This window comes from Rhodococcus sp. NPDC003382, assembly GCF_053589135.1.
The window spans coordinates 15947-39010 of sequence record NZ_JBSFRH010000020.1 but is presented as its reverse complement, the minus strand read 5'-3'; the positions used below and the strand labels follow the sequence as shown (position 1 = coordinate 39010).

Genomic DNA, 23064 nt, shown 5'->3' with positions numbered 1-23064 from the left:
ACCCGGGGTTTCCGGGTGAGGTCGGAACCTGGAGCACACCATGGCCATCTCCGACATCAAGGAGTACGCCCACCTCGCCGCCGAGGACGTCGAGTCGCTCAGCGACGAGCTGACCGGCATCCGCCGCAGTGTCATCGAGTCGCTCGGCGCCGCCGACGCCGCCTACATCCGCCGCACCATCGCCTTCCAGCGGATACTGGATGCCGCTGCGCGGCTGGTGATCCACGGCAGCAGGAGCCTGCCGGGCTGGATCCTCGGGACGGCAGCGCTCGGCGTGGCCAAGAGCGTCGAGAACATGGAGATCGGCCACAACGTCTCCCACGGCCAGTGGGACTGGATGAACGACCCGGAAATCCACTCCAGCACCTGGGAATGGGACATGGCAGGCCCCTCGTCGCAGTGGCGCTACTCCCACAACTACCGCCACCACGTGTTCAGCAACGTCGTCGGACTGGACGACGACCTCGGCTACGACGTCTTCCGCATCACCCGCGACCAGCCGTGGAAGCCCGTACATCTCCTGCAGCCGCTGCAGAACCTGTTGCTGGCAGCCACGTTCGAATGGGGCATCGCTCTGCACGACGTACACGCCGAACAGAACCTTGCCGGTGCCGGGAAATCCGACCGCTTTCGAGTGCTGATCCGGAAGGTCGCCCGCCAGACGGGCAAGGACTACCTGCTCTTTCCCGCCCTCACCGGACGCCGCTGGCGGCGAACACTGACGGCGAACCTGACCGCGAATCTGCTGCGGAACGTGTGGGCGTACGTGGTGATCTTCTGCGGGCACTTCCCCGACGGCGCCGAGAAGTTCACCCTCGCCGAATTCGAGAACGAGACGAAGGCCGAATGGTATCTGCGGCAGATGCTCGGCACGGCCAACTTTCGGGCCGGCCCGGTGATGGCATTCCTGAGCGGCAATCTCTGCTACCAGATCGAGCACCACCTCTTCCCCGATATCCCGAGCAACCGCTATGCGGAAATCTCCACCAAGGTGAAAGCACTGTGCGACAAGTACGACCTGCCCTACACCACCGGCCCCCTTGCACGGCAGTACCTGCTGACGTTGCGCACCATCCACAAGCTCGCACTGCCCGACCGATTCCTGCGAGCGACCGCCGACGATGCCCCGGAGACGGCCTCCGAACTGAAGTTCCGCGCCTCGTGTGAGACCGGCGTCGAGTTTCCGGCTTCCCGCACCGGGCTGCGGACAGCCCTGCGAAACCTGTCCGGGCATCGTCGCACCTGCTGACGGAGAACTCCCCTCCTCGGGCAGCTCGCCGGCGTAGTACCTTGCCGTCGACGACCGCTCGTTCGGCAGGTCGCGATACTCCCGTCGGGCCGCAGGAACTCTTCGACCCTCCGGCCTCCCGTCACGACAATTGCAGTGCCGCTTCGAGTTCCACGAGCGACTCGTCCAGGTGCACCAGGATCCGCTGCAGGCTCGGAACCGCACGGCGCCCGCCCACGACACCGAAGTCGACGGACTTCTCGGTGTTCGTCACCGTGATGTTCAACGCCAGACCGTCCATGACTATCGAGGTCGGATAGATCCCCTCGAGATGGGATCCCATCCAGTACAACGGATTCCGAGGACCCGGTACGTTGGAGATGACGATGTTGAACGGTGGCGGGGTCAGCCGGACGAACCCGGGAACCGGAGCCAGGCCGAGCGGCGAGATGATGAACCCGGACCACGCGAGCGCCTGCAGTGCGGTCATGTCACCGAACAGCGACTTGCCCTGGCTCATGGAGTCGGAGATCACGGAGAGCCGATCGAGCGGGTCCGCGCGGTCGGTGCCGAGATTGCACAACGTCACCCCGACGCTGTTGCCGCCGTCGCCCGGCCGATCCTTGGGACGCAGCGACACCGGAACCATCGCGATCAGCGGATCATCCGGCAGCGCATCGTGTTCGAGCAGATATGCCCGCAACGCACCGGCGCACATCGCCAGGACCACATCGTTGCCCGATACGTCCGCGGCGCGGCGCACGCGGGCGAGTCGCTCGCGATCCCAGGATTGCGCAGCGAACCGTCGCGCACCTCCGATCGGCACGTTGAACATCGTGCGGGGCGCCTCGTACGGCAGTGCGACCTTGCGCGGACCGACGGCGAGCCGCCCGATCCGCACTGCGGCCGGAACAGCATCGGCGACATCACCGGCCAGCGACCGCGCCGTCCCGAGCAACGCTCCGGCCGTCCCGAGCAACGATCCGGACGGCGCAGCGCCGTCGCTGCCGGCTCGGTCCGGGCGCGGCAGGTGCCACGGGGCGATCGGCTCGGCGAGATCCGGGTCGGGGCTCAGGGTGCGCTGCAGCAACCGCAGCGCCGACACCCCGTCGACCAGCGAATGGTGGATTTTCGAGTACCACGCGAACCGTCCACCCTCGAGCCCTTCGATCAGGTACATCTCCCACAGTGGCCGGTGCCGGTCCAGCAGGGTGCCGTGTAATCGCGAGACGAGGGCGAACAGTTCCCGGAACCGGCCGGGAGCAGGCAGTGCCGAGTGCCGCACGTGGTATTCGAGGTCGACGTCGCGGTCCTCGGACCACCACACGTGCCCGAGCGTCGAAACCGGATCGCCGGGACGTCGGCGGAACAGCGGGTCGATGTCGGTGACGCCGATCATGCGGGCGTACAGATCGGCGACGTAATCCGGTCCGGCATCCGCGGGCGGAGTGAACAACTGGACCGATCCGACGTGCATCGGGTGTTCGCGGGTCTCGGCGAACAGGAATATCGAATCCGTAACGGACATGATTCCCACCTGCGGTGCCCCTTTCGCGAGGATCTCTATCCAGTTACGAACCTGCCGACCATGTTACGTCGGTCGTACCCTCGGGTATCCGGAGTTCAGCAAGCATCCACTGGGGAAGGGGCGAGCGAAAGCAGCGACGAGGAGGCCGCGCATGAACACCGCACTGGCACGTACAGCCCTGTCCACCGCAGCCCTGTCCACCGCAGCCCCGATCGCGCTCGTGAGCACCCCCGTGCTGGTGCGCGAATTCGCCGGGATCAGCACCGCGTCCCGCCTGCTGTCGGCGTCGGTGCGCCGGACCGTTCGCCCCGCCATCGATGCGTGGGCGCTGGCACCGAACCTTCCGTGGCCGACCACCCTCGTCGAGCGGCTCGCGTTTCCGCTCGCCCAGGTGCCCGGCACGCGGCGGTGGCCGGTGAAGCTGCCGACCTGTCCGGCCGAATACCTCACCGGGCCCGGCGTCGACACGGCGGTACCGGGTGGGCAGACCACCATCCTGTATCTGCACGGCGGCGCATTCCTGTGCTGCGGGTTGGGCACCCACCGGCAGATGGTGTCGCGGATCTCCGCGGCCACCGGCGCCCCGGTGCTCAACGTCGGCTACCGGATGCTGCGCGGACACCCGATCCGCCACTCCGTCGAGGACGGGGTCGCCGGGCTGCGATGGCTCCTCGCTCAGGGTGTCCCTATCGAACGCATCGTGATCGCGGGCGATTCCGCGGGGGGATTCCTCTCGTTCGCGGTGGCGCTCGAGTCGCTGCGGCTGGGCCTGGGCCGGCCCGCGGGCATCGTCGCGCTGTCACCGCTGACCGACCTCGATCCGCACGGCAAACTCGACCACCCGAATTCGCGGCACTGCGCGCTGTTTCCGCGCCGGGCCGTTCCCGCCCTGGCCTCCCTCATCGAGCGGGTCGACACGGCCCGCGGCGCCGGCCACGAACCTGTCGGCTCACCCGTCGATGCCGACCTGAGGGGTATGCCGCCCACTCTGATCCAGACCGGTTCGCACGAGATGACATTCGCCGACGCCGAGCTGATGGCGCACCGACTCGGCGCCGCAGGGGTGCCGTGTGAACTGCAGATCTGGGAACGTCAGGTGCACGTGTTCCAGGCCGCATCGGCCGTGGTGCCCGAGGGCGCTCGCGCGGTCGCCGAGATCGGTTCCTTTGTCCGGGCCCTCGACGTGAGCGCCACCCGGAACCAGGCCGGGTGATCCACGCGTTCGGCCACGTGGCCCAACCGCCCGCCGATTGCCGGATGTGACGCGCGTCGTCGAAACACGCGGGACGCGTGTCGAATCCACGTGCACCGGCTGTCCGCTCTGTACTGTTCGTCTCGGCAACCGCCGCGAGCGGACGCCGACCGTGTTACATCGATCCGAAAGGGACAGCGGTGAGCTCTCTCAACGCAGGCCAGAGCCTCGGCGTCGGCCAGGAACTCAAGTCCGACAACGGTGCCTACACCCTCACGCTTCAGCAGGACGGCAACCTCGTGCTGAACGAAGGCGGCAAGGCCGTCTGGGCAGCCATGACGAACGGCTCCGGCGCGGTGCGCGCGGATGTTCAGGAGGACGGCAACTTCGTCGTCTACAAGGAGAACAACGAGCCGGTGTGGGCGTCGCAGACCAGCGGCAACTCCGGTGTGCGCCTGACGGTGCAGGACGACCGCAATGTCGTGCTGTACGCCGGTGATCGCGCCATCTGGGCCACCGACACCGCGATCGCGCAGGCCGAGGCTCCCGCTGCTCCCGCCGAGCCCGCTCCCGCTCCCGAGCCCGCACCCGCGCCCCCGGCCCCGCCGGCGCCGCGCACCCACACCGTCGCCCCCGGCGACAGCCTGTGGGCGATCGCCGAGCGCGTCTACGGTGACGGCAACCAGTACCAGCGCATCGCCGATGCGAACGGCATCGCGAACCCGGATCTGATCCACCCGGGCCAGGTGCTCACCATCCCGTAATCGCAACGGGAATTCGGACGCCCCCGCCACCTCTTCCGGTGGCGGGGGCGTCTGCGTCCGGGCGGCACGACGGACCCGCGCCTCTGCCTGCCGGCGGGCAACTGCCTCAGAGCGTGAACCTGATCGCCACCGTCGCCACGGCGTCACCGGCACACTCGGACACGCCCGTGGCGTCCACGAGTTTCCGGAGGGCGGCGAGGGCACGGCCGAACACGGCGGATCCGATCATGCGGCGATGATGACGCGCCGCACGGATGCGACGGAACCGTTCCGATCAGCGCGATCGCAACTCACACTCTGCGACAGCGTCGATTGTCGGAGTCCCCCGCTAGTCTTTCCGGCACATCGTTCGGGTCACGGAAGAGAGGTCGATCATGCCGGGTACGCCATGGGAGAAGGCCGGCACCCGGTTCGATCGCGACGTCGAACGGGCGTGGAAGGAATTCCGGGAGCGCCTGGCCGACCACGTGGCGGCGATGCGCGACGGCGACGGCCTGGTGCTCGAACCGCTGGCCGAGGAGTCCGCCGGGCCTGCCGGGCCGTGTGTGCAGTTCTACGCGTGGGACGGTGGGCAGGTGCGTGTCGAGGTGCCGTCGGATGCGCACCTCGACGACGATCGCCGCCTGAGCACCGCCGATCGGGCGCTGCTGACCGAGCTGGGTCTGCAGGAACCCACCCGGGGCCCGGACGAGCCGGAGGACGGCGGCTCGCCCGCCTACTGGATGGACCGGCCCACCGGTTGGTCCGACGAGCTGGCGGCGGTGTCGGTGCGGGCGCTGCGCGAGATCTGGGGTGTGCCCCATCCGTTGTTCCTGCGTATCGAGACGTTCGGCCCCGGCCGTACTCCGGCCTTCGAGCCGCTCCCGACGGTCCGCGAGGCACCCGCTGTCCCTGCGCTGCCGGTGGCCGTCGAGCCGACCGGTGAGGAGCATCTGCGCGAGCTCGTCGAGGCGACCGTGCAGCGGCGGATCGGGTCGGCGCCGCCGTGGGACGACGACGGCGACATCGTGCTGCGCGTTGCCGGGGTGCTGCTGTTCGTCGGCATCGGACAGGGTTCGGGGACGGTGGACCTGTTCGCGCCGATTGTGCACACCATCACCGGCCGTACCCGCGCCGCGGAGGTCGTCGCCGATCTCAACCGCCGCTGGCCGCACCTGAAGTTCGTGTTGGTCGAGGATCGGGTCGCGGTGGCGCTGCACCTGCCGAGTTCGCCGTTCGTGCCCGCCCACCTGCTGTCCGGGCTCGACCGGATGGCCGAGTTCCTCGAGACGCTGGAGGTGGAGTTCGCCACCCATCTCGGCGGCGAGCTGCTGCGCGAGCCGGACCACGTCTGCGCGCCGGACGACGACGAGGACCCGCCGTGGACTCCCGAGTCGGAGGGCGATCTGCCGCTCGCGCTGCTGGCGCTGCGCGACTTCCACCTGCACGGGGAGGTGGAGATCCAGGTCAAGACGGTCGCGGCGATCGGCGACAACGAACCGTCCGAGCTCCAGCGTTTCCTCGCGATGACGGTCGAGCAGCAGGTCGGCTGGGAGTGCGAAGCGCTCGAGCGCGCCGCGGCCGGCGACGACGACGGCATGGAGGCGGCCGACGCCCGCGCGCTCGAATGGGAGCTGACGGGCCGATCCCTCACCGCGGCACTGGAGTTCCTCGACAGGCCGGCGGACGAGTCGCCGCGCGCGCCGGCGGCGAAGCCGGGTAAGCCTGCTCGCCCGGCGGTGTCGGACAAGCCGGCCCAGGCGGCCGCGCCGGAACAGCCCGCCCTGTTCGACGATCCGGACGAGCCCACCCTGTTCGACTAGGCCACGGGTCGGCCTGGGCGGTATGGAAGCCGGAAGGCCTCATCCATCGCGCTCCTCCCCCGCCACCGCACGCCGCAGCGCGTCTTCCGCAGCCGCGTCGAACGCGACCATCACGGCCCGCTCCACGGCGGCTACCGACGCGCGGATCGCGGCGACCGCCTGCCGGGCGGCGTCGTCCACCGGCCACCCGTACACGCCCGCAGAGATGAGCGGGAACGTCACGATGCGGGCGCCGAGACCGTCGGCGACGAGGAGGCTGCGCGTGTACGCCGAGCGCAGGATCGCAGATCTGTCCTCGCGGGCGGAGTACACCGGTCCGACGGTGTGGATGACCCACCGGGCGGGCAGCCGACCCGCGGTCGTGGCGACGGCTTCGCCCGCGGGCAGCCCGTCCGGCAGCCTGGTGGCGCGCAGTTCCCGGCAGGCCTCGAGGATGTCGGGGCCACCGACGCGGTGAATCGCGCCGTCCACCCCACCCCCGCCGAGCAGCGACGAGTTCGCCGCGTTGACGATCGCATCCGCCGCGATCCGGGTGATGTCTCCCGGGACGATCTCGATGTCGGGCACGATTCGCTCCTTCCGCACTGACGGACGGACCTTTTCCTGGCATGATCGCATCCCGTGACGGCGACGGTGAAGCTCCGCGAACTGGCCGAACGTTCCGGCGTCTCCTGCTCGTACCGGGGCTGGGACGGGCAGGAACACTACGTCTGCGACCACACGCTGCAGGCGGTGCTCGGGGCGCTCGACATCCCGGCCGGCTCGGACGAGGAGATCGCCGCGTCCCTCGAGGACGTCCCGAACCGGGTGTGGCGGCGGATGCTGCCCCCGTCGCTGGTCGTCGTCGAGGGTGAGCATCGCACCTTTCCGGTGCATGTGCCGCACGGCGATCCCGTCGAGGTGTGGGTGGTCGCCGAGGATGGCACCGAACGCGAGGCCGAGCAGCTCGACGTGTGGGTCGAGCCGCGCACTGTGGACGACCGGCTCGTGGGCCGGGCGACGTTCGCGGTGCCGGATCTGCCGCCGGGCTGGCACACGCTGCGCGCGCGCAGCAACGACGTCGAGGCGGCCGTGACGCTCGTGGTGACACCCGCCCGGCTCGCGGCCGCGGACCGGCTGCTGCAGAAGCGACGGTGGGGTGTTGCGGCCCAGGTGTATTCGGTGCGGTCGAGCCGGTCGTGGGGGCTGGGCGACTTCGCGGATCTCGCGGATCTGGCCGCGGTGACCGGCGCGGCGTACGACGGAGACTTCCTGCTGGTCAACCCGGTGCACGCCGGGGATCCCCGGCCCCCGGTCGAGCCGTCGCCCTATCTGCCCTCGTCGCGGCGCTTCGCCGATCCGCTGTATGTGCGCGTCGAGAACATCCCCGAGACGGCCTATCTGCCCACCAAGCACCGCAAGCGGCTCGACGCGTACGCGGCGAAGTTCGCGCGCGCGAACCGCAAGGGTAAGCGGCTCGACCGCGACGCGACCTTGCGCGCGAAACTCGATGTGCTCGAACACGTGTACCGGGTGCCGCGTTCGGCGTCCCGGCAGGTGGCGTTCGAGACGTTCCGCGCCGAGGGTGGCCGGGCGCTCGCGGATTTCGCGTTGTGGTGCGCGCTCGCCGAGAAGTTCGGCGATCGCCCCGAACGGTGGGCGAAGCGGGCACCGTCCCCGGATCACCCGGACACCGAGCGGCTGCGCGCGAAACTGGCCGACCGCATCGATTTCCACTGCTGGCTGCAGTGGGTGTGCGACGAGCAGCTCGCGACGGCTCAGGAGGCCGCACGGACCGCGGGCATGGATCTCGGCATCGTGCACGACCTGGCGGTGGGGGTGCGCCGCAACGGTGCCGACGCGTGGACACTCGGGGATGCGCTGGCCACCGGCGTGACGGTGGGCGCTCCCCCCGACGATTTCAACAAGCGCGGTCAGGACTGGAACCAGCCGCCGTGGCGGCCGGACCGGCTCGCCGAACTCGGATACCGGCCGTTCCGGGACGTGCTGCGGGCGGCGTTGCGGCACGCCGGGGGGCTCCGCGTCGACCACATCCTCGGGTTGTTCCGCACCTGGTGGGTGCCCGACGGCTGCACCCCCGACGAAGGCACCTACGTCCGGTACGACCACGAGGCGCTCGTCGGCATCCTGGTGCTGGAGGCACAGCGCGCCGGGGCCGTGGTGATCGGCGAGGACCTGGGGGTGTTCGAGGGCTGGGTGCAGCAGTACCTGGCCGGTCGCGGTGTCGCGGGCACGTCGATCCTGTGGTTCGAGAAGGACGGGCACGATCCGCGGCCACCGGAGAGCTACCGGCAGCTGTGCCTGACGTCGGTGACCACACACGATCTGCCGCCCACGGCGGGTTATCTCGCCGGCGACCACGTGCGGTTGCGCTCGGAACTCGGCCTGCTCGAACGCGATCTCGACGCCGAACTCGCCGAAGCCGAGCAGGAACGGGATGCGGTGCTGCAGCTCGCCCGCGACCGGGGTCTGCTCCCGCCGGCCGACCCCGACGACACCGAGCAGGACGTCGCCGACCCGCAGACCGTCGAGGCGCTGCACCGGCTGATCGCAGCGAGTCCCTCTGCGCTGCTGGCGGTTTCACTCGTCGACGCGGTCGGTGAACGACGCAGCCAGAACCAGCCCGGCACCACCGACGAATACCCGAACTGGCGGATCCCGCTCGCCGACGGTCGTGGCCGCGCGGTGCTGCTCGACGACCTCGCCGGTAGCGACCGGTTCGCCGCGCTCGCCGCCGCCGTCCGCGGCTGACTTCCGGATCCACCCAGGACGACGATGCGGACCCACCCGTGTTCGGGTGGGTCCGCATCGGATCTGTCGACGCCGGCGATCAGTGGCCGTACATGCTCTCGATGTCCTCGGCGAAGCGTTCGGTGACGATGTTGCGCTTGATCTTCAGCGTCGGGGTCAGCTCGCCCGTCGCCTCGGTCAGGTCGCGATCGAGGATCACGAACTTCTTGATCGCCTCGGCGTGCGAGACGGTCGAGTTGGCGTCGTCGACGATGGTCTGCATCGCGTCGCGCAGCGCCGGGTCGTGCCGCAGCTGGGCGATCGTCGCGGTGGCGGGCTTGCCGTTTTCGGCCTTCCAGTTGGCGAACACGTCGGGATCGACGGTGAGCAGCGCGGTGATGAACGCGCGACCGTCACCGATCACCACGGCCTGCGAAACCAGTGTGTGCGAACGCATCCGGTCCTCGAGCGGGCCGGGCGAGACGTTCTTTCCGCCGGCGGTGACGATGAGGTCCTTCTTGCGGCCGGTGATGTACACGTAACCGTCGTCGTCGATCTCGCCGAGGTCGCCGGTGCGGAACCAGCCGTCGCGGAAGACCTCCTCGGTGGCCTTCTCGTTGCGCCAGTAGCCCTGAAAGATCACGCCGCCGCGCAGCTCGATCTCGCCGTCCTCGGCGATGCGGGTGCTGTTGCCGCCCAAGGGCTGACCGACCGAACCGATCTTCTGTGCGCCGGGCATGTTGACGCTGTGCGCGGCGGTGGACTCGGTCAGGCCGTAGCCCTCGTAGATCGGCACGCCGACGCCGCGGAAGAAGTGTCCGAGCTTCGGGCTGAGCGCGCCGCCACCGGAGATCGCGTACCAGCAGTCGTTGCCCATCGCCGCCCGCAGCTTCGAGTAGACGAGCTTGTCGGCCATCGCGTGCTTGGCCTTGAGCGCCAGGGAGGGGCCGCCCTGGTCGAGGGACTCGCTGTAGGCGATGGCGGTCTCCTCGGCGAACCGGAAGATCGAGGCGTTGAGCTTGCCGCCCGCGGCCGCCTTGCCGGCGGCGGCGTCGCGCACCTTCTCGAACACGCGCGGCACACCGAGGATGATGTTCGGCGAGTACCGCTCGAACTGGGCGGACACCGTCGAGAAGTCCGACCAGTGCGACTGTGCCGCGCCGCATTCGAACAGCGCCAACGCCACCGCGCGGGCCAGCACGTGCGCGAGCGGCAGGAAGGTCAGGCCGCGGTTGCCGGGCTTGGCGACCGCGCCGACCGCGGAGGTGAGGATCGCACGGACCTCGGACAGGAAGTTGCGGTGGGTGAGGATGCAGCCCTTGGGCCGGCCCGTGGTGCCGGAGGTGTAGACCAGCGAGGCCAGATCGTCGGCGCGGATGCCGTCGAGGCGGGTCCGGACCTCGAGGTCGTCGATGTCGGCGCCCTCGGCGATCAGGGTGTCGACGGCACCGCCGTCGATCTGCAGGATCCGGCGCAGGGTGTCCGGCATGTCGACGAACAGCTCCTCGTGGCCGGCGGTCTCGACGACGGCGAGCACCGCCTCCGAGTCCTGCAGGATCCAGCGGATCTGATCGGTGGACGACGAGTCGTAGATCGGCACCGACACCGCGCCGGCGGCCCAGATCGCGTAGTCGAACAGGGACCACTCGTAGCGGGTGGCCGACAGGAGGGCGATCCGGTCGCCGGGCTGCACACCGTTGGCGATCAGGCCCTTCGCGACGCCGGTGACCTGCTCGGCGAACTGGCTCGCGGTCACGGCGACCCATTCGCCCTGCGCTTCGGGGCGCGAGAACATCACCCGGTGCGGGGTCTTCTCCGCGTGCACGAAGACCGTGTGGACGACGGACTCGTCGTCGCCGACGGTGAACTGGGCGGGGGTCGAGTACTCACGCACGGGCATCTCCATCGTTCGGGTCGGTCGTCGCGGCGGGGGCGGTGTCCACACCGTGACGGAATCGGCGCAGCAGGTGGACGAACCGGTCGAGTTCATCCTGGTTCCAACCGGCAAGCCCCGCACGCACATCGTCGTGTCGGCGCGCGACCGTGTCCTCGAGGACCGTCCGGCCGCGGTCGGTCAGGTTCAGCGGATGCCCGAGCCGGGTCGGTCCCGGTTCCGCCGCGACCCAGCCGGCGTCGACGCAGGTGCGCAGCTGGCGGGACACGGTGGAGCGGTTGACACCGAAGGCGTCCGAGACGTCGGTCGCGCGGCATCCGGGGTTTCGGGCGATGTACCCGAGCAGGGAGTGTTGCGTAAAAGTCAGCGCGCCGCTGTGCGCGCGTTCCCCCGCGATCAGGTACCGGACGAGGTGGACGAACTCGTCGTACACCTCGGCCACGACGGCCGGGTGCAGCGAGGCGTCGGATTCGGCGTCGGCCGGTCCGGGCACAGAATCGTTCTGTTGCACACAGCAACCTTAAGCCTCGAGTGGCCCGGAACACGAATCGGGACTAGCGCCGACGACGCACATACGACTCGACCACCCCGTCGAGCACCGCCCTTCCCGCGTCGTCGACGAGCGTGACGGTGGCGGTGACCAGCCCGCGACCGCGGTCGTCGAGCGTCACGTCGTCGATCACATAGGTCCCGGTCAGCGTGGATCCCGGCAGCACCGGGCTCAGGAACCGGACCTGCCTCAGCTGCCTGCCGGCGATCACCGCCCACCGTCCGTAGGCGGCTTCGACGGTGAGCCGCTGCGCGACCGCGAGGGTGTGGATTCCGCTGGCGATCAGGCTTCCGAACGGCCCCGATGCCGCGGCGTCGCGGTCGGTGTGGAACCACTGCGGATCCCACGACCGGGCGAAATCGACCAGTTCGTCCTCGCCGACCGTGTGGGTCCCCAATTCGATCCGGTCGCCGACCACCAGGTCCTCGGCATACATCAGGGTTTGCGGTGCACTCACGCGGTTCTCCTCGGTCGGGTCCGGATCCGGTGACAACGATCCGGTTCCGCCATTGGAACATTCCACGAACACGGGAGTGCCCCGAGGCGACGAATCGCCTCGGGGCACGCGCTGCCGGCGCCCCCGGCCCGCCGGCAGCTCCTTTTCAGCCGGCAGCTCCGACCGGCTGCCCGTCCGGGCCGCTGTCCGGCGGGTAGGTGCCGTTCGCATAGGGGTTGAACTCGTTGGTGAACAGCTCCTCCGGCTCGACGGCACCGGGCTGCAGACTGCCCAGCCGCACGCTCTGGTCGATCCAGATCGCGAACTCCTCGGCGGCGATCACCCCGCCCGGTGTCGGCACCCCGGTGCTCTTCCACTGCCGCACGAAATCGGTGGACTCGCTGCGTCCGCGGGCTTCGATGATCGCCACGAACCGGTCGATCACCTCCTGCCGCGGCGTGACCTGCGCCCACCGCAACGCACGCGCGGTGCCCTGCACGAAGTCGGCGACCGCGTCGGGATGCTCGGCGACGAAATCGTCCCGGAAGACGAACCCGCCGATCCCGAGCGGCCCGGTCAGATCCACGTCGGTGAACAGCGGGCGCAGTCCGCCGCGCGCGAGCGCCGCATCCTTGACTACCCCGCCGAGATTGCCGACGTCGATCTGCCCCTGCCGCAACGACTGTTCGGTGTTCAGAGGCGGCACCACGACGAGTTCGACCTGTGCGATCTCCTCGTCGGTCAGTCCCGCCCGGAACAGCCACTCCTTGATCACGTATTCGTGGTACGCGCCGAGGGTGTTGATCCCGATCTTCCGGCCGATCAGGTCCCGCGCCGACCGCAGCGGACTGCCGTCGAGCACGTAGTACCCGTTGAAGCTGTCCTCCTCGGTGTCACCGTCGGAACCGTAGTTCGCGATCACCGTGGTCAGCGGCGCTCCCGCGTCGACCAGTTTGGCGATCGCCCCGTAGAACGCCGAGCCGAAATCCGTTTCGCCGGTCGCGGTGTTCTGAATGCTCGACGGCCCACTCGTGTTGTCGCCCAACCACTCCAACGTCACCGTGTCGAAGTAGCCGAGGTCCTCGGCCAGTTCAGGGAAGGTGACCGCACTGGCCGTGCCCTCGTATCGCAGCACCGTCTTCCCGGCCGGGGACACCTGCCCGGTGTCCCCGGCCGGGCCGGCGCATGCCGTCGACACGAGTGCGAGCAGCGCGGCGAGGGCCGCGCCCACCGAAACCCTTCTTCGCAGCATCGACGGCATCCGTGTCTCCTCGTCAGTCGCGCCCGTGGAAGGGCTCGCCGATCACGGAGACGGACCGCTGCCCGTCCGGTCCCACCGGCACGTCACCTTCGACGGTGGTGCGGTGCAGCACCCGCACCACGTCGAGGTGGTCGAGGTCGGTGGGCGCCTGGTGCGCGGTGATCCGGTTGTCCCACACGCCGATGCTGTCGTTCTCCCACCGCACCCGCACGGTGTAGGCCGGGTTGGTGATCTCCTCGAACAGCAGGTCGAGCAGCCGGTCGCTCTGGCGCGGCGACACCCCGAGGATGCGGCTGGTGAACCCGGGCGTGACGAACAGCCCCCGCTGCCCGGTTTCCGGATGCACCCGCACGACCGGGTGTTCGGTCACGTACGGCTCGGTGACGACGTGCTGTTCCGACTCGCTGCCGGCCGCCCACCGCGGTACCCGGCCGCCGAAGCGGTGCTCGGCGCGCAGACCGTCGAGGAACGCCTTGAGCGACTCGGGCAGGTTGGCGTATGCCGCGCCCAGGTCGGTCCAGGTGGTGTCGCCGCCGACGTCCGGTACCAGCTCGGACCGCAGGAACGTGATCGCCGGCGGGTTCACCAGCGCCGAGATGTCCGAATGCCAGAAGTTCGCGTACGAGTACTTCTTCGTCCCGGCCCGCGCTGCGTACTTGCGGCTGTCGACCTCGAGGATCTCCGGGAACTGCGAGTCGGGATCGTAGTTGTACGGGTGCGCGGGGGTGACCCGGCCGAAGTACTGCGTGAACCGGATCTGCTGGGCGTGGTCGAGCGGCTGGTTCCGGAAGAACAGCACCTTGTGGTCGAGCAGCGCCTCGCGCAGCTGCGCGACGGTCGCGGCGTCGAGTTCGCCGCTCAGGTCCACCCCGGTGACCTCCGCACCGAGGTATCCGGCGATCGGCGCGACCGTCGGCTCGGTGGCGCGTTCTGCGATGGCAGTCATGGTCCTACTCCTGTCCGCGGAAGGCGTCACCGGCGAGGGCGACCGACTCGCGGCCGTCCGGGCCGACCGGGACGTCGCCTTCGATGGTGGTGCGGTACAGCACCCGGGTGACGTCGAGATGGTCGAGGTCGGTCGGTGCCAGGTGGGCGGTGGCGCGGTTGTCCCACACCGCGAGCGAACCCGGCCGCCAGCGGAAACGCACCGTGTAGGCGGGGTTGGTGACCTCCTCGAACAGCAGATCGAGCAGGCGGTCGCTCTGCGACGGGGACAGGCCGACGATCCGGGCGGTGAAGCCGGGCTGCACGAACAGGGCCCGTTCGCCGGTCACCGGATGCACCCGCACGACGGGATGTTCGGACACCAGCGGGTTCTCCTGCACACGGCGGGCGTAGTCGCTGTCCGCGGACCACTGCGGGCGGCGGCCACCGAAGCGGTGTTCGGCGCGCAATCCGTCGACCAGCCGCTGCAGCGATTCGGGCAGGCCGTTGTACGCGGCGACGAGGTTCGCCCAGGTCGTGTCACCCCCGCGCACCGGGACCTCCCCGGAGCGCAGCAGCGTCACGGCCGGCGGGTTGACGACCGCGGTGACGTCGGTGTGCCACTGGTTGTCGTAGCTGTACTTCTTACGACCGAAACGCTTTTCGTACTTGCGGCTGTCCACGGCGAGGATCTCCGGGAAACCTTCCGGCGCCTCGTCGTCGTACGGATGCGACGGGGTCACGGTGCCGAAGTTGCGCGAGAACGCGATCTGCTGCGCGTGGTCGATCTCCTGGCCGTGGAAGAACAGCACCTTGTATTCGTGCAGAGCCGCGCGCAGTTGCTCGGCGATGTTGTCCGCGAGCGGGTTTCGCAGGTCGAGACCGCTCACGTCGGCGCCGATGTGCCCGGCGACCGGGGTGACCGTGAACGTGCCGGCCGCGGCGGCAGGCGTGTCGGGTGCGAGTGTCATGGGTTTCCCTCACTGTGGAATCGATGCTGTGGAATCGATCGGTGGTTCGGACCGGAATCCGGTGCCTGTCACCACCGTGCCCTCCGGGAAGCACCGGCGGAACCCGCTTTTCACGATGCGAAAAAGACTCAGCCGGAATAATTTTCGGCACTGACCGGAGGCACCCGGCGGCCGATACGGGCGGCGGCGCGCTGCATGGCGGACACCACGTCACCGACGGCACGGTCGGTGAGACGCCGGCGTCCCGCCTGGACACCGACCGCACCCCACGGCCGCCGGTCGCTGCCGAACACCGGCACCGCCAGCGCCAGCACCGAGGACCGTTCGTTCCGGACCTCGACGGCGTATCCGCGGCGGCGGACGAGTTCGAGTTCGGCGGCCAGCGCCGGGGATCGGGGCCGCGCGGGACCGAACGCCAGGATCGCGCGGCCCATCACGCTGTCGTCGATACCCTCGCCGGCGGGCGGGATCTGTCCGTCGCAGCCACCGGACGGGGGCCGGGCCGAGAATACCGACAGCACCTCGCCGGACCGCGCGACCCCCAGGCTCGCGGCGAGGTCGATGTCCGCGGCCAGCGCGTACAGATCCGGCGCCCAGTGCTCGACGCCGAGCCGCATCAGCGGCGGCACTGCCAGCGAGAACAGACCCGGACCCACCCGGTAGCCGTCCCCTCCGGGGACACGTTCGAGCATCCGCCCGCGCACGAGGGCCTGCACGATCCGGTGCGTCGTGCTCACCGGCAGCCCGGTGCGCACGGCCAGCGAACCGAGTCCGAGTTCGGTGTCGCCGCCGTCGAAACACGCCAGCACGGCGATCGCGCGTTCGACTGCCTGGGACCCGGATCTAGGTGTCATCGCTCGGTGCTCCTGGATGTGCGCGTTCCGGCGCGTCGTCGCACCGGCCGGTTCGCACTATCTCCGGGGCCGCGACCCCCGGCAATGGTTTTCCGCACCGGGTGGTCCAAGTCTTCGGTCCCCCGTTAGCCTGTCCGTACGTCGAACGTGGGTGGGGAGGTAGGCACGGCATGGGCGAAAACCGCCGCCGCGATCTGTTCCGCCACCTCGCCGACGACGACGCCGACGACTATCTCGCGATCGTCGCGTGTCTCTGCGACACGCTCGCCTCCGATCTGTCCGCCGCCGAGATCGCCGACCGCATCCCGGGTAGGCCGTTGACCGCGCAGGTCGTCGAGCAACGCTGCCGCCGCCTCGTCGAGTGGGGCAACCTGACGGCGACCCGGCCGGCGGGGGTCGACACGGACACCGATCGGGATCGGTTCCGGGTGTCCGTCTTCGGCGGCCGGGTGCATCGCGAGGCGACCGCCGTCCTGACCGCGCGCGACGGTGCCCGCGAGGTGGCCCGCGAGGTGCTCGGTCTGATCGCCGAGGATCTCGCCGGCCTCGCGGACGCGCCGGGGACGGCCCGCACCGACCCGGAGGCGGTGTCCGGTCTCGTCACCAGCGTGTTCACGCACCATCGGACGTTCACCGACAGCATCGCCGACTTCTACGCGTATCTCGCGGACGTGCTGGCCCGGTTCGATCTGTCCGGGGACGAGTTCGGCCGGCTCAAGACGTTGCTGCTCGAATACGTCGATCTGCTCGACGGCGACGTCGCCCGGCACACCCCGGTCATCGCGGCGCGTCTGGACGCGCTGATCCCCCGGCTCGATCCGCTGCTCGCGGCACTTCCCGGCCCGCCCGTTCCGGACGGTATCCCGGTCGCGCGGCCCGCGGGCCGCACCCGCGGCGACTGGGAGGAGCTCGCCGCCTGGTACGCCGCGGATGCCGGGCCGAAGCAGTTGCGGGAGGCGGCCGGGCAGGCGCTGGGCCGGTTGCTCGGTCACACCCGACGACGGCTCGCGCCCACCGGCGCGGGCGGCTCACGGCGTGCCGATCTGCTGACGCTGGCCGGACGGTTCGCGGAATCCTCGGATGCGCAGGCGCACCGGTTGTTCGCCGCGAACTTCGCCGCCTACCCGAGCCGGCACCTGCTGCTCGGCCCCGACGAGCCGGACCCGCGGATCGGGCCGGGCACCTCGTGGTGGGACGCCGATCCGGTACCGGTGCCGGTGTCGCTGCGGGAACGCGGGGACCGGTCTCCCCGCGGCCACAGCGCCCGCGTGCCGGACCCGACGCCGGACCGCAGGCGGATCGCGGCCCTCGCCCACGCCGACACCGAGGCGCGCCGTGCCGCCGCGGCCGAACTGGTCGCCGCCGGCGACCTGCACGGCGCGACCGTGTCCGCCGCGGCACGCGAACTGCTGCTCGATCGTCTCGCGGCGCTGCTCGCGCAGCACCGCACCCTGGACACCGCGGTGCGGGTGCAGGACAGCGACCTCGGGTTGTGCCTGCACGCCGCGCCGGGACCGGACACCGTGGTGCACGGCCCGGACGGTGATCTGACGGTGCACGCTGTGCTGCTGCGCGCGACCGCCGTGGATTCGTGGCAGGTGAGTGCCCTGTGACGACCGGCACCGGTACCGCCGCGCAGGACGCGACGGGACGCCGCGACGCGGCGCGCACCCTGCTGCAGCAGCCGATTCTCACCGCGGGCCGCGACCCGGACGCCCTGGCGCTGGTCCGGCGGCACGCGACCGCGTTGCGCACGATGTTCGCGAGCCGCCTCGGCTACACCCTCGTCGTGGAACCGACGTTCGCGCGCCTGGTCAAGGCCGCCCCGGCCCCGGGCACACCGCCGCGGCCGCTGCTGCGCGACGGCGGCGAACCGTTCGGCGCCGCGACCTACGCCCACCTGGCGCTGGTGTGCGCGGCCCTTCTCGCTCCGGGCATCGGCGATCACGTGCTCGTCTCCGCACTGGCCGAGCAGGTCCACGCGGACGCCACCGCGCTCGGTATCGCCGGGTCCGATCCGGTCGCGGACCGGCGGCAACTGGTGGCGGCGCTGCGGGCGTTGCAGGACTGGGGTGTGCTGACCGACGACGCCGGGATCGTCGACCGGTGGGCTGCCGGGGACGGCGAGGACGGGGTGCTGGACGTGCACCGCCCGCTGCTGGCCCACGTGCTCGCACCGGCGCCGGACGCCGGCGGTCCGCCGGTCCCGGCGCGGGTGCGGTTGTACCGCAGGCTCGTCGAGGATCCGGTCGTCGCACGCGACGACCTCGCCCCGGACGAGCTCGACGAACTGCACCGTGACCGGGTCGAACTGGCGCACCGGCTCGACGAGGATTTCGGGCTCACCCTCGAGGTCCGCACCGAAGGTGCCCTCGCGTACGACGCGGACGGCACCCTCACCGATCTGTCGTTCCCCGGGCCGGGAACCCTGAAACAGGCCGCACTGCTTCTCATCTCGTCGCTGATCGAGGAGCACGAACCGACCCCGGGCGCGGATCTGGTGATCTCCGCGGCCGCGGTCGACGCCGCGATCGCGAGCCTGGTGTCCACCCACGCGCGGGACTGGCGGGCCCGGTACGTGCGCGACCCGGACACCCTGCGGCGCGAGATCACGGATCTGCTGTCCGACCTGCACCTGGCCCATCCGGACGGCGGCGGACTCGTGCTGCACGCCCCGGCCGCCCGCTACCGCCCCACCGCCGCCGAACGACCTGATACCGAAACACACACGGACACCGAAAGACCCGCGCCATGACCCGACCCTCCGCCTCGATCGCTCCGGCCCACCATCCCCGGCGGTGGCGGCTCTCGCGCGCCGGCATCGTCAACGTCTGGCACTACCTGGACACCGAGTTCACGCTCTCGGGCGGTCGGCTGATCCTGCGCGGCACCAACGGTTCCGGCAAGTCCCGCGCGCTCGAGATGCTGTTGCCGTATCTGCTCGACGGCGACCGCAAACGCATGGACGCGACCGGTGCCGGGAAGGTGAACCTCGACGAACTCATGCGCACCGGCGCCGGCGACCAGGACAACCGCGTCGGCTATCTGTGGATCGAACTCGCCTGCCCCGACGAATATTCCACGATCGGCGCGCACATCCGCTACAGCGCGGCCGCGCATCGCAGCGAGGTGCACCTGTTCACCACAGGCCTGCGTGTCGGCCACGATCTGACGTTGGTGGACGAGCATCGGATGCCGCTCTCGCGCGACGACCTGATCGCCGCCGTCGGCGCCGACCGCGTCACCCGCAGCCCCGAGGAGCACCGCGACACCGTCCGCGCCGAAGTCTTCGGTCTGCGCGGCGAATCCGGACGCGACCGGTACACCGGCCTGCTGCAGCTGCTGCACACGCTGCGCTCCCCCGACGTGGGCAACCGCATCGACGAGGGGCGACTGCCGCAGATCCTGTCCGACGCGCTGCCGCCGCTGAGCGAGAACCTGCTCACCACCGCCGGCGACCGTCTCGACGGGCTCACCGAAACCCGCACCGCCCAGGAACATCTCGAAGAGACACGGGAACATCTCGAACAGTTCCACGAGGTGTACCGCCGCTACGCGACGCACGTGCTGCGCGAGGCCGCCGACGCCGCGGCACACGCCACCGACCGGGTGGCGACGACGACGGCGGAACTCGCCGAGGCCGACGCCGACGCCGCCGATCTGGAAGCCCAGTCCGCCGCCGCCGACACCCGCCTGCGGGAACGTCGCGACCAGCTCGACGAACTCGAACGCGCCGTCCGGGGCCTCGAGTCGCGCCCGCTGTTCCGGGACGCGGACGATCTCGCGCAGCGCCGCGCCACCGTCGCCGCCCTCGCCGACGCCGCGGAACAGGCACTCGACAGTGCGGCCCGGGCCAGGCACCACGAACAGGTCGACGCCGACGTCGCGGCCGAGCACGTCGACGAGCTCACCGCCGCGGTGTCCTGCTCGGCCGAGCTGCTCGCCGAGGCGAAGGCACGCCTGGGCGCGGCGTCGATGCCGCACACCGCCCTCCCCACCGAACTGCTGCTGCACGTCGACACCGCCCCGCCGCGCATGGAACCGGTCCGCACCGACCGCGACACCGTGCCGGCCGCGCAGGTGCGTCCGGCCGTCGCGGACCTGCAGTTGCGGCCCGACGACCTCGAATCGGCGCGCGACGCCGCGCACGACGCGGCGATCGCCGCGCAGCGCCGCAGCGACCGTGCCGGGCGGCGGCTCGAGGAGGCCCGCCGCCTGGAGGCCGCCGAACGCACCGTCCACGCCGCCGAGGCGGACGCCGAACGGACCGCCGGGGAGGCCGAACGCGACCGCGCCGAGCTCGCCGAGTCGACCCGGGTCCGGGACGACGCCGCCATCGACCTCAACCGGCGCTGGCGGGCCTGGATCACCGATCCCCGCACCGTGCGGTTGCTGCCCACGGTCGAACAGGACGGGCCCGAACTCCTGCAGGTGCTCGCCACGGATCTCGAGGCGCTCACCGGCACCGGCGGCGCGGACGCCGACGCGGCGCTGACCGAACTCGACCGGCTCCCCGATACCGCCGCCCGCGCCGCACGCGACGGCATCGCCGCCGAACTCGCCGCACTCGAACTCGCCGACCACGACGCCGATGCCATCCGCACGGCGCTGCTCGAGGAACGCAAGACCCTCGAAGCGGACCGGCAGCAGGCACCCGGGGACGCCCCGTGGCGACGCGAGAACGACGGTGTACCCCTGTGGCGCGCAGTCGAATTCGCCGACAGTCTCGGCGTGGACGACCGGGCCGGGGTGGAAGCGGCACTGCTCGCCGCCGGTCTCCTCACCGCCACCGTCGACGGCGACGGCCGCCTGCGCGCCCAGTCCGGCCAGGTCCTCGTCTCGCCCCGCAACGAACCGCCGCGGAATCCGCTGTCGACGGTGCTCGTCCCCTCCCCCACCGCCCCGGTGCCGGAGACGGCGATCGCGACGGTGCTCGCCGCGATCGGCTTCGAGGACGCCGGCGCGATCGCGTCGGTGTCCCGCGACGGGCGCTGGCACAACGGGGTGCTGCGCGGACGGCACACCGCCGACGAAGCCCGGTTCATCGGCGGCCACCACCCCGGCGACCCCGACGCACCCGGCCGCCACGCCGAGCGTCTCGACGAGATCGCCGCGGAGCTCGCCGCCGTCGAGGTCGCCGCCGCGCAGCGCGCCGAGCGCCGCCGCGCTCTCGAACAGGACCGGCGCGACCTCGACACCCACCTGCCGACGGCACCGCGGTCGATCGCGCTGCGCGAGGCCCGCATCCGGACCCGCGAGCACGAGGCGCGCGCGAGGCGCAGCGCGGAGGCGGCGGTCGCGGCGCGCGACCGGGCCGCCGAGCTACGGGCCCGCTGGTCCGCCGACCTCGACACCCACCGCGCCACGTGCGCGCACTTCGAGATGCCGTCCGACGTCGCGGCCCTCGAAGCGGTCGTCGAGGCGTGCGCCGACGCCGGGCGCGCATGCGTCGACCTCGCCCGCGGCCTCGACGACGTGCGCGCGAGCCGCGACCGGCACAGCCGCGCCGTCCACCGGTTCGCCGACAGCGGCGCGCGGCGCGTCGAGGCCGAGGCGGTCGCCGAGGCCCGCTGGCACGAGTGGCACGGCAAGGCCGCCGTGGTGGCGGCGCAGCACGAAGCCGTCGCGATGAGCGTCGCGGAGCTCGAGGCCGAACTGTCCAGCTCCGTCACCGAGCAGGCCCGCACCGAGGAACAGTGCCGCCGCACGCAGGCGCACCGGGAACAGCTCGGCAAGGACGTCGCGCAGGTGCGCGAACGCTGTTCGGCGATCCGTGAGCGTCTGGTCCGCGACCGGGAGGAACTCGCGGCCGCGGCCGCCACGCTGTCCGCGCGGTTGCAGCTGCCGTCGATCGCCGCCGCCACGGACGTGCAGGTCGACCCGCTGGCCCACACCGACGATCCGGACACGGTGCGTGCGGTCGCCGACGCGGTGCGCGCGGCACTGCCCGCCGTCAAGGCGGCCGGTCAGAACCGGGTCCTCGCGGCGCTGCAGCAGCTCGCGCGGGCGGTGTCCGGGCAGCTCGACGTCGAGCACACGGTCGACGACGGCGTGCACGTGGTCCGGATCTCGGGGGCGGGGGCCGACGGCACCCCGACGGAGGTCCTCGAGCACGTGACTGCCCGGGTCGACGAGGGCAGGCGCGCGCTCACCCAGCGGGAACGGGACGTGTTCACCGGGTTCGTGCTCGGCGGGGTCGCCGACGAGTTGCGGCGCCGCATCGAACGCGCCGGTGAACTCGTCGACGCGATGAACGCGAGCCTGTCGGGGAGCCGCACCAGCCACGGCATCGGGGTGCGCATCGGGTGGGTGCCCAACCGCGGCGACGACGAGATCGCCCGCATCACCGCGCTGCTGGCGGATCCGACCGGGCCGGGCAACGGGTCGGAACTGATCGACCTGTTGCGCCGGCGCGTCGAGGCCTCGCACACGACGGATCCGTCCGCCGGGTACGCCGCGCACCTCGCGCAGGCGCTGGACTACCGGAACTGGCACACCGTCGACGTGACGATCCTGGGTCCGGAACCCGATCAGGAGCGGCGGATCTCCAAGCGCGCCAAGATCTCCCAGGGCGAGACCCGGTTCGTGTCGTATGTGACGCTGTTCGCCGCGGCCGACGGCTATCTGTCGAGCCTGCCGGACGTGGACCGCGCGCTGCGGCTGGTGCTGCTCGACGACGCGTTCGCCAAGATCGACGATCCGACCATCGGCGAACTGATGGGTCTGCTGGTCCGGCTCGACATCGACTTCGTCATGACCGGGCACGCCCTGTGGGGTTGTGTGCCACAGGTTCCCGCCCTCGACATCTACGAGGTGCGGCGCCTCGAGGACAGCTCGGCGGTGACCACCCACGTGCACTGGGACGGCCACAACCGGCACCTGCGCCCGCTGGACTGAGCCCCCTTCCCCGCGACCGCGGGGCATCCGGGT

General features: G+C 70.9%; 18 protein-coding genes. 8 read left to right on the top strand and 10 right to left on the bottom strand.

Annotated elements, in window-relative coordinates; genetic code table 11:
• Window positions 1-40 precede the first annotated feature (40 nt).
• Window positions 41-1249 carry a fatty acid desaturase family protein gene (locus ACWDUD_RS15320; protein WP_197250183.1) on the top strand — a complete coding sequence of 403 codons (1209 nt, stop codon included), beginning with the start codon at window positions 41-43 and terminating at the stop codon, window positions 1247-1249.
• 121 nt (window positions 1250-1370) lie between these two features.
• Here ACWDUD_RS15320 and ACWDUD_RS15315 read toward each other — a convergent pair whose 3' ends face one another.
• Window positions 1371-2756 (bottom strand): WS/DGAT/MGAT family O-acyltransferase, encoded by a 1386-nt coding sequence (locus ACWDUD_RS15315; protein WP_197250182.1) that lies wholly within the window; start codon window positions 2754-2756, stop codon window positions 1371-1373.
• A 151-nt stretch (window positions 2757-2907) separates the two neighbouring features.
• Between ACWDUD_RS15315 and ACWDUD_RS15310 the strand changes: the two genes are divergently transcribed.
• Window positions 2908-3969: an alpha/beta hydrolase gene (locus tag ACWDUD_RS15310; protein WP_197250181.1), complete on the top strand. Its 1062-nt coding sequence runs from the start codon at window positions 2908-2910 to the stop codon at window positions 3967-3969.
• A gap of 179 nt (window positions 3970-4148) precedes the next feature.
• Window positions 4149-4712 carry a LysM peptidoglycan-binding domain-containing protein gene (locus ACWDUD_RS15305; RefSeq protein WP_450109840.1) on the top strand — a complete coding sequence of 188 codons (564 nt, stop codon included), beginning with the start codon at window positions 4149-4151 and terminating at the stop codon, window positions 4710-4712.
• Between the two features lie 106 nt (window positions 4713-4818).
• Here the strand turns inward: ACWDUD_RS15305 and ACWDUD_RS15300 are convergent, their stop codons facing one another.
• A complete protein-coding gene (locus ACWDUD_RS15300; protein WP_269437609.1) occupies window positions 4819-4941 on the bottom strand; it encodes a hypothetical protein in 123 nt (40 codons plus the stop codon).
• Window positions 4942-5086: 145 nt separating this feature from the next.
• On the opposite strand from ACWDUD_RS15300, the gene ACWDUD_RS15295 reads away from it, so the two are divergent.
• Entirely contained in the window at window positions 5087-6514 is a 1428-nt protein-coding gene (locus ACWDUD_RS15295) for a T3SS (YopN, CesT) and YbjN peptide-binding chaperone 1 (RefSeq protein WP_197252366.1), read from the top strand.
• Window positions 6515-6553: 39 nt separating this feature from the next.
• Here ACWDUD_RS15295 and ACWDUD_RS15290 read toward each other — a convergent pair whose 3' ends face one another.
• Complete coding sequence (locus ACWDUD_RS15290; protein WP_197252367.1) at window positions 6554-7081, bottom strand: O-acetyl-ADP-ribose deacetylase; 528 nt, start codon at window positions 7079-7081, stop codon at window positions 6554-6556.
• A 54-nt stretch (window positions 7082-7135) separates the two neighbouring features.
• On the opposite strand from ACWDUD_RS15290, the gene malQ reads away from it, so the two are divergent.
• The gene (malQ, locus tag ACWDUD_RS15285; RefSeq protein ID WP_197252368.1) at window positions 7136-9265 is read left to right on the top strand and encodes a 4-alpha-glucanotransferase; all 2130 of its coding nucleotides are present in this window, start codon (window positions 7136-7138) and stop codon (window positions 9263-9265) included.
• 79 nt (window positions 9266-9344) lie between these two features.
• On the opposite strand, the gene ACWDUD_RS15280 is transcribed toward malQ, so the two are convergent.
• The 7 genes from ACWDUD_RS15280 to ACWDUD_RS15250 all read right to left on the bottom strand — a co-directional run bounded on the left by ACWDUD_RS15280 (window position 9345) and on the right by ACWDUD_RS15250 (window position 16134).
• Window positions 9345-11144 (bottom strand): AMP-dependent synthetase/ligase, encoded by a 1800-nt coding sequence (locus ACWDUD_RS15280; RefSeq protein ID WP_374068691.1) that lies wholly within the window; start codon window positions 11142-11144, stop codon window positions 9345-9347.
• The gene (locus ACWDUD_RS15275) at window positions 11131-11631 is read right to left on the bottom strand and encodes a MarR family winged helix-turn-helix transcriptional regulator (RefSeq protein WP_197252398.1); all 501 of its coding nucleotides are present in this window, start codon (window positions 11629-11631) and stop codon (window positions 11131-11133) included. The genes ACWDUD_RS15280 and ACWDUD_RS15275 overlap by 14 nt, the downstream gene beginning before the upstream one ends.
• A gap of 61 nt (window positions 11632-11692) precedes the next feature.
• Window positions 11693-12145 carry a MaoC/PaaZ C-terminal domain-containing protein gene (locus ACWDUD_RS15270; RefSeq protein ID WP_374068692.1) on the bottom strand — a complete coding sequence of 151 codons (453 nt, stop codon included), beginning with the start codon at window positions 12143-12145 and terminating at the stop codon, window positions 11693-11695.
• A 145-nt stretch (window positions 12146-12290) separates the two neighbouring features.
• Complete coding sequence (locus ACWDUD_RS15265; RefSeq protein WP_450109862.1) at window positions 12291-13376, bottom strand: ABC transporter substrate-binding protein; 1086 nt, start codon at window positions 13374-13376, stop codon at window positions 12291-12293.
• Window positions 13377-13398: 22 nt separating this feature from the next.
• Window positions 13399-14331, bottom strand: coding sequence for a TauD/TfdA dioxygenase family protein (locus tag ACWDUD_RS15260; RefSeq protein WP_197252370.1), 933 nt, complete (start codon window positions 14329-14331; stop codon window positions 13399-13401).
• 4 nt (window positions 14332-14335) lie between these two features.
• Window positions 14336-15280 carry a TauD/TfdA dioxygenase family protein gene (locus ACWDUD_RS15255; RefSeq protein WP_197252371.1) on the bottom strand — a complete coding sequence of 315 codons (945 nt, stop codon included), beginning with the start codon at window positions 15278-15280 and terminating at the stop codon, window positions 14336-14338.
• Window positions 15281-15408: 128 nt separating this feature from the next.
• The gene (locus tag ACWDUD_RS15250) at window positions 15409-16134 is read right to left on the bottom strand and encodes an IclR family transcriptional regulator (RefSeq protein ID WP_450109839.1); all 726 of its coding nucleotides are present in this window, start codon (window positions 16132-16134) and stop codon (window positions 15409-15411) included.
• 170 nt (window positions 16135-16304) lie between these two features.
• Between ACWDUD_RS15250 and ACWDUD_RS15245 the strand changes: the two genes are divergently transcribed.
• Genes ACWDUD_RS15245 through ACWDUD_RS15235 form a run of 3 tightly spaced genes read left to right on the top strand, consistent with a single transcriptional unit; the run spans window position 16305 to window position 23031 of the window.
• Window positions 16305-17747: a DUF2397 domain-containing protein gene (locus tag ACWDUD_RS15245; RefSeq protein ID WP_197252373.1), complete on the top strand. Its 1443-nt coding sequence runs from the start codon at window positions 16305-16307 to the stop codon at window positions 17745-17747.
• The gene (locus ACWDUD_RS15240) at window positions 17744-18889 is read left to right on the top strand and encodes a TIGR02678 family protein (protein WP_197252374.1); all 1146 of its coding nucleotides are present in this window, start codon (window positions 17744-17746) and stop codon (window positions 18887-18889) included. The genes ACWDUD_RS15245 and ACWDUD_RS15240 overlap by 4 nt, the downstream gene beginning before the upstream one ends.
• Window positions 18886-23031 (top strand): TIGR02680 family protein, encoded by a 4146-nt coding sequence (locus ACWDUD_RS15235; protein ID WP_450109838.1) that lies wholly within the window; start codon window positions 18886-18888, stop codon window positions 23029-23031. The genes ACWDUD_RS15240 and ACWDUD_RS15235 overlap by 4 nt, the downstream gene beginning before the upstream one ends.
• Window positions 23032-23064 lie beyond the last annotated feature (33 nt).